Annotated in this window: 14 protein-coding genes and 3 pseudogenes; 1 reads left to right on the top strand and 16 read right to left on the bottom strand. The window is 37.8% G+C overall.

Annotated elements, in window-relative coordinates:
• Window positions 1-65: 65 nt before the first annotated feature.
• The 13 genes and pseudogenes from AAZO_RS11590 to rppA form a co-directional block, all read right to left on the bottom strand.
• Window positions 66-1551 (bottom strand): annotated as a pseudogene (locus AAZO_RS11590) (IS1380 family transposase).
• Window positions 1552-1826: 275 nt separating this feature from the next.
• Window positions 1827-2186 (bottom strand): annotated as a pseudogene (locus AAZO_RS30095) (iron uptake porin); the annotation flags it as partial.
• 29 nt (window positions 2187-2215) lie between these two features.
• Entirely contained in the window at window positions 2216-2428 is a 213-nt protein-coding gene (locus AAZO_RS38070; protein ID WP_228371623.1) for a hypothetical protein, read from the bottom strand.
• A gap of 118 nt (window positions 2429-2546) precedes the next feature.
• Window positions 2547-2738, bottom strand: coding sequence for a hypothetical protein (locus AAZO_RS38075; protein WP_228371624.1), 192 nt, complete (start codon window positions 2736-2738; stop codon window positions 2547-2549).
• Between the two features lie 33 nt (window positions 2739-2771).
• Window positions 2772-3092 carry a hypothetical protein gene (locus tag AAZO_RS38080; RefSeq protein ID WP_013191386.1) on the bottom strand — a complete coding sequence of 107 codons (321 nt, stop codon included), beginning with the start codon at window positions 3090-3092 and terminating at the stop codon, window positions 2772-2774.
• Between the two features lie 525 nt (window positions 3093-3617).
• Window positions 3618-4673, bottom strand: a complete 1056-nt coding sequence (gene dusB / locus AAZO_RS11605) for a tRNA dihydrouridine synthase DusB (RefSeq protein ID WP_013191388.1) — start codon at window positions 4671-4673, stop codon at window positions 3618-3620.
• A gap of 261 nt (window positions 4674-4934) precedes the next feature.
• Window positions 4935-5426 carry a response regulator gene (locus AAZO_RS35315; RefSeq protein WP_081462767.1) on the bottom strand — a complete coding sequence of 164 codons (492 nt, stop codon included), beginning with the start codon at window positions 5424-5426 and terminating at the stop codon, window positions 4935-4937.
• Window positions 5383-5748: a response regulator gene (locus AAZO_RS26585; protein ID WP_049790687.1), complete on the bottom strand. Its 366-nt coding sequence runs from the start codon at window positions 5746-5748 to the stop codon at window positions 5383-5385. The genes AAZO_RS35315 and AAZO_RS26585 overlap by 44 nt, the downstream gene beginning before the upstream one ends.
• 67 nt (window positions 5749-5815) lie before the next feature.
• Window positions 5816-5971, bottom strand: coding sequence for a response regulator (locus AAZO_RS43735; protein ID WP_081462768.1), 156 nt, complete (start codon window positions 5969-5971; stop codon window positions 5816-5818).
• 15 nt (window positions 5972-5986) lie between these two features.
• Window positions 5987-6553 carry an ATP-binding protein gene (locus tag AAZO_RS26590; RefSeq protein WP_049790688.1) on the bottom strand — a complete coding sequence of 189 codons (567 nt, stop codon included), beginning with the start codon at window positions 6551-6553 and terminating at the stop codon, window positions 5987-5989.
• Between the two features lie 75 nt (window positions 6554-6628).
• A pseudogene (locus AAZO_RS30105) lies at window positions 6629-8075 on the bottom strand (IS66 family transposase).
• Between the two features lie 59 nt (window positions 8076-8134).
• The gene (locus AAZO_RS11620) at window positions 8135-8341 is read right to left on the bottom strand and encodes a histidine kinase dimerization/phospho-acceptor domain-containing protein (protein WP_041640124.1); all 207 of its coding nucleotides are present in this window, start codon (window positions 8339-8341) and stop codon (window positions 8135-8137) included.
• Window positions 8342-8931: 590 nt separating this feature from the next.
• Window positions 8932-9642 carry a two-component system response regulator RppA gene (rppA, locus tag AAZO_RS11625; RefSeq protein WP_013191389.1) on the bottom strand — a complete coding sequence of 237 codons (711 nt, stop codon included), beginning with the start codon at window positions 9640-9642 and terminating at the stop codon, window positions 8932-8934.
• A 243-nt stretch (window positions 9643-9885) separates the two neighbouring features.
• On the opposite strand from rppA, the gene hisG reads away from it, so the two are divergent.
• The gene (hisG, locus tag AAZO_RS11630) at window positions 9886-10530 is read left to right on the top strand and encodes an ATP phosphoribosyltransferase (protein ID WP_013191390.1); all 645 of its coding nucleotides are present in this window, start codon (window positions 9886-9888) and stop codon (window positions 10528-10530) included.
• Here the strand turns inward: hisG and AAZO_RS38085 are convergent.
• The 3 genes from AAZO_RS38085 to AAZO_RS38095 form a co-directional block, all read right to left on the bottom strand.
• Window positions 10516-10704, bottom strand: coding sequence for a hypothetical protein (locus AAZO_RS38085; RefSeq protein WP_228371625.1), 189 nt, complete (start codon window positions 10702-10704; stop codon window positions 10516-10518). The two genes, hisG and AAZO_RS38085, sit on opposite strands and share 15 nt — an antisense overlap.
• Before the next feature lie 22 nt (window positions 10705-10726).
• A complete protein-coding gene (locus tag AAZO_RS38090) occupies window positions 10727-11092 on the bottom strand; it encodes an NAD-binding protein (protein WP_049790690.1) in 366 nt (121 codons plus the stop codon).
• 144 nt (window positions 11093-11236) lie between these two features.
• Window positions 11237-11518, bottom strand: a complete 282-nt coding sequence (locus AAZO_RS38095) for a cation:proton antiporter domain-containing protein (protein ID WP_049790691.1) — start codon at window positions 11516-11518, stop codon at window positions 11237-11239.
• Window positions 11519-11610 lie beyond the last annotated feature (92 nt).

The following is an 11610-nucleotide window of genomic DNA, read 5'->3' on the forward strand; positions in this document are numbered from 1 at the left end:
CTTGAATCAACCCAAGGGCGAAGTATGATTAATTAGAAATAAGTAAAAGGCAATTTAACTTCAAATTAAGCAGTATTAGTGAGCATTATTAAGCGTCTATGAGCAGTAGCAAAGATATGTCTATATGGCCAATAACTAGTAATCGCAATTAATGGGACGTGTACTTACAGTAATTAAAGCTCCTAACTTCAATAATTTGGTACGAATAGTCCCAACAGTAGTATTTTGTAATTCGGTTTTAGCTAAACATTTTTGACCCAAGGCATTGAGCAAAACCTAAGCTATAGAAGAGAACCATAAACCTAATTGATTTCCCGCAAATGTATGGGTGCTTGTTCTATCACTAAAAAGTTCTAATTGTTGTTCTTTAAAACGATTTCCCATCTCCCCTCGCTGACAATATTTTTGTCTATATAGTTGACTAGGAGGTACTTTCTTAGTAGAAAGTGAAGTTACAACAAAACGAACATTAGTCCCTTTTACTCCATATTCAACCTTAAAAACAACACGACGACTACGGCTCCAAGATTCACGAGTTTTATAGTCTAACGATTTATACCAAATTGAGTTATTAATCAAGTCACCAGCAAATTCTGCAAGTTCTTCATCTGGTTTAAACATAGTTTCTAAGAATGAAACTACTGTTGATAGTTTTTGCTTAAACTCAAGGGATGCTCTACTTTGAGTCGTTCTAGTCATCCCAATTAAACGACTATTCTGCGCCAATCCAAAAACATAATCCACACCCATTTGGGATTCACACCATGTCATGATATCGTCTCTAGAATAAGCACTATCTCCACCTACTAAAATCTCAACATTCTTCCATTGTTGACGTATTTGTTTAATCACTCTTTGTACTTCTGATAATGCCCCAAATGCTGGATCTACGTTTGAAGGGCGAAGTTTGGCTGCTAATAGATGTTTTCCACAGAAAATATAAAGTGGAGCATAGCAGTATCCCCCATCATAAGTATTGAAGAAAACTTGCTCCTGATAGCCGTGTACTAATTCATCAGTTACATCTAAATCCAAAACAATTTCTCTTGGTTCTTTGGCGTAAGATTCTAGAAATATTTTGACAAATGAGCTTTCAATTTCTGATGGAGAATCCCCGATTTTATGGTACCCGCTGTCTGCTCCTTGTTCCACATCTTCAGGACAATGTTCCAGGGGATTTAATGTACTCTTTCCTGCCAATGTTGCAGGTTCATTCTCTACTCCAATGCTTTTTCCTAAAGCTATAGCAAACATCTGGTCATGACGTAATTATTCGTGGTCATTCAAGTCTTCATACCCCATGACCAGCCCGTATATTCTTTGTTTAATTAAGCTCTCTATTGAATGGTCAATCCGATTTGGCTTTCGCTAATCTTAGAAAGATTGTGCAAACTGTGATGTGATTTGCAATTTTCTGTCTATTTCAGCAATTAAGCTTAATCCTGCATCTGCTCTTACTTGTCCACCCTGGAAATTGACTATGACTGGCAGCCATTTTTGTTGCTCAAATTTCAACTGTTTTGGTATACAATCTGTTGAAGATGGGGTCATGGTTTCCAACTGCTGAAATGCTTGCTATATATACAGTATCACAGTTTTTGACCCCTTTGTTTTATCTTTTTGTGAGAAATCCGGGTTCCAAGTCTGTTATCTGACTTTTCTCTGCTTCTTCATATAATAATGTTGCCTATTCTTATAAGCAGGCTTTGAGCCGTTCTTTTTTATCCTGGTTCATGGTTGCTAATCCACACTTGTTTATCCTTATATTCTCCTATCACTTGTGTATCTTCCAATAGTGGATCCTCCCTACTAGGAATAACTAAAAATTCATTAATTTTCTGCATTACCGCTTGTAAACCTGCGGCAAATTCATAGCGAGTGAGGGAACGATTACCTTGAAATGTACTATCAGGATAACCAGAAATTACACCGTACCGTTCAACTAAAGATCGTAATGCTCTAAATGCCTAATCACTTGGTTGAACATCGGATAATTGGGAAACAGATGTTAAGTGATCGCTACTCTCAGACGCTGCTGAATTTTGTGCTATATGATCGAATTTATGCGGTTCTTCTAGAAAGATCATTTGTGGACTATTAGGCTGTTCTCTAGTATCTGCAAACACTGGTAAATTCAAATAAATTAATAATGTTCCAGATAAAAGCAATAGATCTTTAGCACCCATGATAATTCCTTACCCTTAATAAAAGAAAATTAGCGATCCCGTGCCACTCCAGTAGTCAAACTCCCACTATAAGGGATTCTATTTTCAGGTTCTTCACCATTCACCCCAAAAACATAAATTTGAGTTATTTCTCCATTTGCATTAATCACCGAACCACTGCTATTTTTACTACTTAAACCTGCTTTATTACTTACTCCTGACTTGCCATCAATAGTAATAGTTCCTGTGTCTGAATCTAGCATTCAGTCGTTGAACACTATTGGGATTATTTTCTGGTATAAAAATCGCCCTATTCGCTTCTATCCGGTAACAGGTTCCTCTAGTTACTTGGTGGTTACTAATCCTCACAGAACCTCTAAATTAAGGATTTAAATCACCTTCCGTTCCATCCAAAGCATCGCTTAAAAAAGTGCTAGTAAACCCCTGGATTCTTTTAGTTTGATTTCTCAAAGCCGCTAAAGTTTGAGTTCTCACAATCTTCAGAGTTTCTTGAACTTGAAGTGCTTCGTGGGTAACTAAATTTCCTTGACCTGGTGCTAAACCACTAGTCAAATTTGTTGACTTATAAAAGCCTTATAAATCAAATTACTGTACTTTTCCTAACACACCATTTTTAACTGCTACAGTCTGACCACCTTTAAGAGCAACAGTTTTTTTATCTTGTTGATCAGATATAGAAATTTCTCCATCAGTCAGAGCAAAAGCTCTAGTTTTATTAGTTGTAGAATCATGAATAACCATTGCTGCACTAGCTTTACTTACTGGTGAAAACAAAGATGTTAATTCCGGAGTGATACTGGGATAACTGAGAGGATATGCAGCAAAAATACTCATCTTACTTTGGGGTGTTTCCACTTTTGTTCCCACACTTCCTGGAGGACTCAAAATCAAAGCCGTACCATTCATTTTCCAACTTAAAAATTACCTTATTCATAGCAATGCGATTTTTAAGTTTAAACCGACGCACACCAGGTTCGAATCTAAAAACACCACTTTGATCTACTCGAATTAAAGATTTATCATTGAAAAAGAATTCAGCTTGAGAACTAACCCCTGTTTTCACCCCATCATGGGGAACTATCACATCCTTCAATTCCGCTTTCCGTGGTTTTTTATTTTGTAGCCAAAGTTCAACAGTTTGAATCAGTTTATAAAGTTATGCACGAGTTAGTGGCTGATCTTGGGCAGCTAATACAGGAGTCATCCAAGATAGAACCAATAAACTACTAACAATTAACTTGTGATTTATTGAAAATATCATATTTCTTGGAAGAGTTACAGCAGAATTCAGGAGTGAAAGCCATTTGATGGTTGATAGCGCAGCTTGGCTTTAGCCATGTTTTGATTTTCAGTTTGTACCTCATTCACCGATAATATGGGTATTTGAACTGTTTGAGCAAGAAAATAGAGAATATAGAAAAAGATATCAATTCACACCAGCGGCAAATTTCCGTTTTCCTCATCCTCTGGTTGATAACCAGTTGCCAGTTTTTCAATCGCCCTATCAATTAAATCCAAACCTTGCTGCACAGTTTCCACTAAACTTAAATATCCGCGCAATTCAGCGGCACCAACGAAACCTTTAGCATACCAGGTCATATGTTTCCGCGCTTGACGTACACCCCGATCACCCTTATATTCCCATAAAGCATATAAATGTTCTCTAGCACATTCCATCCTTTGAATGGGGTTTGGTGGTGGTAATAACTCCCCAGTTTTTAAGAAGTGATCAACTTCACCGACTAAAAATGGATAACCCAAAGTTCCACGGGAACACATCACCCCATCTGCACCAGTTTCTTCCAAACATTTCACGGCTGCTTCTACAGAAAAAATATCCCCATTCCCAATTACAGGAATGGATAATACTTCCTTCACCTGTCCAATCCATTCCCACCGAGCATTACCATTGTAACCTTGGGCGCGGGTACGTCCATGTACTGTAATCATTTGCGCTCCCGCATCTTCCATTCTTTTGGCAAAATCAAGAATGGTAATTTCCTGATCATTCCAACCAATGCGAGTTTTAACTGTAACGGGAACATCAACAGCTTTTACCACTTCCCGCACAATAGCTTCCGCTACATCTGGTTGTCTTAATAAGGAAGAACCACCACCATTTTTAGTAATTTTATTGACTGGACATCCCATATTTATATCCACAGTATCCGCACCTTCTGCAACGGCTTTTACTGCTGCTTCTGCTAAAAAATCGGGACGACAATCAAATAACTGAATACTAATAGGGCGTTCATTGGGGTCGACCTCCATAATTTTCGGTAGGTGCTTTACATAATGCAACCCCGTTGCATTCACCATTTCAGTATACATCATCGACTCTGGTGCATAGCGACGCACTAAGCGACGAAATACCATATCTGTCACCCCCGATAAAGGTGACTGCAAAACCCGGCTTTTAACTTGCAGAGAACCAATTTTTAAAGGTTGGGAAAGTCTAGCTTGGAGAGAGGGAGATAAGGGAAGCATAAATAATAACGCAATTTGAGGAGTTCAGGAGTGGAGCAACGCGAAAAAGTGAGATCATCGTCAAATCAGCAGGGGGATGAGAGGATACAGAGTGAGAAAAGAAAATAGTTTTAATTCTCATTAAATCAGTTATAATTCTTACTGGCTCAGAAATACACGCATTTTGGGTGTCTAGTTAAGTCCCTACCTCCCCATCTCACAAAATCGCGTTGCTCTTGTTGGAGTGTGTAGGAGGCTCTATTTTGAATTTTGAATTGATAATTACTTACATTCTAATTTTAATGCAGCATCTACTTGGTGATATTCTGTCATAGCTTGGGATAATAATAATGTTGCATCTGTTAGATTAGCATCACGTCCCAAATCTTCTAATTTTCTGCAAATTTGAGATAAATGTTTAGCACCAACAATAGCACTACTAGATTTAATAGCATGAGCTTCTAATTGCAGAGTTTTTGCATCTCCTTGATTAATTGCATCCTCAATTACTTGAAAACGCTGGGGTGTATCTTCCAAATAACATTCAATAATTTGAATAAATTCTTCTATATTATTACTACAAATTATATTTCTGAGTTCTTGCAAAGCAGCAGATTCAAGTATATTTTCATACATATATTTTACATTTTTATTCATGGTCACACTGTGTTTTTGACAATTGCTTAAAGCCTTGGTTAACTCCTCTATCCGAATAGGCTTTCTAGTATAATCATTCATCCCTGCTTCCAGACATTTTTCTCGATCTCCTTGCATGGCTTGCAGTCATGGCAATAATCCAAGGACGAGAAGATAAAGGCCATTCTTGGCAAATTTGACCAGTTGCTGTCAAACCATCCATTTCTGGCATTTGCAAATCCATTAATATAACATCATAAGCTTGCCTACGCAAAGCGGGTAAAACTTCCAAACCATTTGCTACTAAATCAGCATGATATCCCAGACGTTGCAAAATATTAATCGCAACTTTCTGATTTACCACATTATCTTCAGCTACGATAATTCTTAAGGGTAGCTTATCTGCCATCAGGTGATCAAATTTAGATTGTGTGCTGGCAGAAATATCATCTTTACTCATGATAACATCTTTACTAAAGATATTAATTAATATCTTTAGTAAAGATGAGACTGCTTAATACGCTTGTTCAGACCACATTACCCATAGAACTCAGGATGATTAACGGTAATCGTGTGTAGTGAGGTAAATCGCGAATTTTGTCACCTAGAGTCAAACTATCCATTGCTGGCATCTGTATATCTAAAATAGCAATGTCAACTTGTTGTTGCTCAAGATATCTGATTGCTTCTTTTCCAAATTATACAGCTATAATAAGCATACCGAAGGACTGAGATTGTAGCATCGGTGATTGGCGATTTGTGATATTATCATCAACTATTAACAACTCTTTCTTAGTAATCAATCTATAGTTATCCTTAATATCTTCAATATCTGATTTTTCAATAAACGAAGTAATTATAGTAAATATAAAACTTGATCCTTGAGCAACTTTACTTTCAAGCCATATTTTACCTCCCATGAGTTCAGTTAGTCGCTGGCTAATCACTAATCCTAAACCTGTACCACCATAATGACGAGTTGTAGAACCATCGACTTGACTAAATAGAAATGCCTGAAGAAGCCTGTACATTTTGTCTTCATGAATACCTATTCCTGTATCTTTAACAGTAAATGTAATCTCATATAACTGGGGAATTTCTTGAGTAATAAATGAATTATTTAACTGATTTGTGACTTTACTAGTGGCAGAGAAAACAACTTCACCATAATTAGTAAATTTAATTCTATTGCTGAGTAAATTAACTAATATTTGTCTTAAGCCTGTAACATCTCCCTTAATTAAGTCAGATGTTTTTGTATCCATTAAATAAGCAATCTTCAAGCCTTTTTTACTAGTTTTCGGAGCAACTAAATTTAAATATTTTGTAAGGACTCAGGTCTAAGGGAGAGGGATTAAAGAAGGTGTATGGAAAGCAGAGTGAACCATGGCTTTCATAGGTTGGTCAAAAAACTCAATTAGAGAAAGTGCTTGACGGCGACAAGTTTGTATAACGGTCAATAAATTGGCAGGATGTTGGAAGAGCTCCAGAGAAAGAGAACCACCACAGACTTTTCCTTGTGTCAGTGCTAAACCTAACCTTGGTTCAGCTAAATTATGATCAAGGTCTATTGCCTAAGGAAGGTAAAAGTTTACCAGGTTCCCCTGGGGCTTGATCAATGAATGAATGGAAGATTCAACTTTTGGTTGAAACTAGGATGGGCAAGTCAAGAATTCATGAAGGTTTTGGGTTTGTTGGAATAAAGGGTAGTTTTTAAAACCTTCATCTATGAGGTCCATGAATTTTGTGCCAATTTCTTGGTGATTGAAGCTAGGAATCTTGATTAGTGTCTTGAAGTGACGGGGTAGGGTAGATGTGCCTGACATTTCTGTTGAGCTGTGACCGCATAATCGTTATAGGCAGTAAAGTCATCAGAACTGAGTACACCAGAGTAACTTGAACCCACAATGGATTCTAACTCACGAGGACAAGGAGTATCAGGCCCATAAAATCAAGGGAAGTCACTATTGGCAAAAATCCATAACCATTGTTTCACCCCTTTGACTACCCAGGGTGTTTCATCCCCAAGGATATGAGGCTAGGTTTGTTTTATCCAGTGTTTGAGGCTATGAATACTTTGAGCCACTGGACCATCTATTCCTTCATTGGTACCTACTAATGTTCCCACTCCAATTTCTATTTGACCCAGTTCCCACAGTTCCCACAACAACAAGTGTTGTTTTTCATAGGCTCAATGGCCCTAGTTATTGATCCATCCCAAAAAAGCTTGTCCTGTGATTCCTATATCTTGTCCCGGTACTATCTCTGGTGACCAGTGTGCCCTTTGTGTTTCCCCACACACACTGCAAATCCACGTATATCTTTCATATTCTACTATTTGGATTGGCCTGTCCACCAACTCCCCTAGTTGTTGTGTTTGGATTTTTATTGGTTCGCCAAAGAATTGCCCCTGACCTCACCATCCACACACTTGCCGTCCCACTATCTCAAATCTATTCTATCTACTCCACCAAAACCCTTTCTCCTTTTTCCCCTATGCCCTGGTTGTCCTCCTGGTTTCCGTTTTCGTGTCTGCTTCTCTTCTTGTTTCTCTTGTTGTTTGTTCTCGGTTTCTTTGAGGATGTCTCCCGACGGTGGTTTGGATAATGTTATGGTCTCTAAATCTCTACTGACTTTGAGTTTATCTATTTCTTTTTCCAGTTCTACTACTCTATTTCTTAGGTTCTCTATACTTTTCCCCTGGTCAATAATGATTTCTACCAGTTGCTCTGTTCCCAACTGCTTCAATATCTTTCTGTCTAGTTTTGGTGGCAGCTTCTTTTCCATAACTGCTATATTCTGTCTCTCCTATTATCACACTTGTCAATACCCCACCACCTGAATCCTTACTCTTTTTCAATACAACTCCTCAAATTAAAAATTCGTTTCTCTATATCCAATCTGCCCGACTCAATTTTAGAGAAGTCAAGGATATCGTTAATTAGAGTTAACATAGAATCTCCGCCATTGTGGCTGATCTCTGCAAAGTCTTGTTGCTGTGGGGTCATATCCGTATATAATAACAAGCCAATCATACAGATGACTGCATTCATAAGGTGTGCGAATTTAATGGCCCATAGTTGCTAGAAATTCGCTCTGGATCTGGTTGGGAATTTCGGCCTCTTCTTTAGCAAATTTTAGTTGTTCTTCAGCTAGTTTCTTCTCAGTAATATCTGTAATTGTGCCTACCAGCCAGTGAAAAATAAACTTCCTCAGTAATTAAGTTCCAGTCCCAAATACCATCGTTCGTCCCAGAAATCCCTAACTCATAACGTTCTTCGCCTTCACGTTATAGTCGTTCAACTTTTTGCCGCTGCACAACTTCAGGTGCTAATTCTTCATTAATTATTGATAATTCTTGAGTGCGTGTCTCCACTCTTGTTCAAGTTTTTCATTTGTATTTTCCATTTCTTGGAACATTTGATGCAATGCTACTACCATAGACATAAAGTTATGAGTCAGTGAGTCTAGTTCAGCAATATTACTATTATTATAGTAATAATAATATCTTCTTGTGCTATTATTTTTCTTGGTAAATCAGTGGTAACTTGAGTTAACCTCAATAGAGGTTGGAATCATTTGTTGCTCAGGATAACAGCAGCTTTAGTAATTTTTAAATTCACAATCGTAGTTAATATTTGTATTATTCTATAACCGTAGAACCAAAACGATAACCTTTCCCATAAACTGTGCGAATCAGGGCAGATTCATTACCGGCTTCTATCTTACGACGCAATAAGCGAATTAGTGCAGCAATTACATTACTCCCAGGCTGTTGGCCATTTGGCCACAAATGTTGCATGATCTGGCTGTGACTAAGTAATTGTCCGGTGTATTCCATAAAATATTGTAGTAGCTGACTTTCTTTTTGTGATAACTCAATAATTCTCCCTTGACGATAAGCAATCTGATTTTCCACATCCAGTTCTAAATCTGCTACTACTAAGTGTGCGGTTGTAGTGTTGTAAAATTCAATACTGCAACGACGTAATAAAGCCCGGACTCTTGCCAGCAATTCACGCAGTTCAAAAGGTTTGATTAAATAATCATCTGCACCAGCATCTAAACCTTGTACGCGGTCATCTAGAGTATCTTTGGCCGTGAGAAATAGAACGGGGGTAGTTTTAGCTTGACGACGTAATTCTTGGCAAATTTCTAATCCTGTTTTTCCTGGCAACATCCAATCTAAAATCAGTAGGTCATAAGTACCTATTTGTGCCAGTTGGCTGCCGTTAATTCCATGATAAGCAGCATCTACAATATACCCCTCACGAATCAATACGCGACTCAAGGGATCTGTTAATTCAGCTTCATCATCAACCAATAAAATTCTCATGCTGCTTGTACTAAGCATTTGAAACTCTCAGGTCTAAAGACGTTGAGATTCTGGGGACAGAATTAGCTTAATCTAATTCTCGCTGCGATCGCTAAAGATCATCCACTGAATTTTACTCTTAGGGGGATATCATAATAACTCAATACGGTTCAGTTAAGGACAATTATCTGTTTAGGCAGGCAGGGGACGCAGGGGAAAAGAAAGAGGCTGAACCGTATTGCCATATAATTAACCACAAAGACCAAGACACTAAAAAAAAGAATGCTGACTGTTGCACTACCAAAAGGGGAATTACTTAAAAATAGCATCCGCCTCCTGCAATCTGTAGGATTAGACTTTAGTGGTTTTTTAGATTCTGGAAACCGCCAACTGCAAATTCCTGATGCTAGTGGACAAGCGAAGGCTATTTTAGTACGGGCGCAAGATGTACCTGTTTATGTAGAATATGGTCAGGCACAACTGGGTATTGTTGGTTACGATGTGCTGCAAGAGAAAAAGCCACAAGTTGCACAATTAGTCGATTTGCAGTTTGGTTATTGCCGAATGTCGCTAGCGGTAAAAGCTTCTAGTTCCTATAAAACGCCTTTAGATTTACCTGCTCATGGTCGAGTTGCTTCTAAGTATGTAAATTGTGCGCGGGATTATTTCCAAGGTTTGGATTTACCTGTGGAAATAGTTCCTTTGTATGGTTCAGTAGAACTAGGTCCAATTACAGGGATGTCTGAGGCGATTGTTGATATCGTTTCTACTGGCAAGACTTTGCGTGAAAATGGTTTAGTTGAGATTGCTACTTTGTATCAAAGTACAGCTAGGTTGATTGTCCATCCTTTGAGCTATCGACTCAATATGGGTAATATAAATCAATTGGTGGAACAATTGAGAGTTGAACAGTTAACTGTTATGTAAGAATTCAGGAGTCAGGGTTCTCTGTTCAGTTCTAATACTTAAATATTGACCTTGACGAATCTGATTGATGACTGTTTGAATATAAGTCTTTTCTGCACCCAAGGTTTTTAGTAAATGGCTTCCTAACTCTAATGCTGCTTTAAAGTCACGTTGTACTACTTCCTTTGCTCCCATTTGAGTGAATAGGTCAATTTCTTTATAGGTGTGCGAGCGCAAGAGCATATTTTAAAAGTAACCTGGTACTTGCTGGGTCGGGAAGAGCAATTGCTAAAGCTCTAGCCGTTTCTATATGTGGTGTTTGCAAGACTAATTGAGAATCCGCATCACCAAAAATGTAAGCAATTTTGTGGATTCTCAACCTTTGTACAGAGGCTTCGCTATTTTCAATTACTAAGACCGCATATCTTTGACTTTGTAAAATCTTGACAACTACTTGGCCAACTCTACCGTAACCAGCTACAACTACATGACCACTCATTTCTTCAGGTAAACATATCGTTTGTGATCTAGAAAAGCCTTGCACAAGCTTTACCAGCCAAGGTATTTGGGTCAAACTAGTCACTATTTGTGGTGCGGCATTAAGCTATAAAGGTGTGAGGACTAATGTAATAGCAGTTGTTCCTAATAGTAAAAATAGATTTGTTGGGATATTAGTCCTGACTTCAGACCTACCAAGGCTCACACAAAGGAAAATTATCCAATTTGATTAATACCAAAATTGACTAAAACTGACTAATACAGCTGTTTTTAGTGAGTAACCAAATCTAATTATAATTAGGAAAACTATTACTGCTTTACCCAGCATGACTAGAGTTACTGATCCGAGAATTATTCCCAAATCATTAATCAGAATTGCTGGGTCAATTAGCATTCCAACTGAAGCAAACAATAAACTAGCAAAACTATCTCTCAAAGGTAAAACTTTTGCTACAGTTTGATCTGTATAATTAACCTCAGAAATTATTAAACCTGATACAAATGCTCCCATTGCTATGGAAAGACTTAAAGCAACTGTGGTTAAAGATAGTCCTAAACACAGAGCAATAGACCTCTTGCAAAATTGTTTATGTGGTATGATAG

The sequence above is a fragment of the 'Nostoc azollae' 0708 genome, from assembly GCF_000196515.1.
GTDB lineage: Bacteria > Cyanobacteriota > Cyanobacteriia > Cyanobacteriales > Nostocaceae > Trichormus_B > Trichormus_B azollae.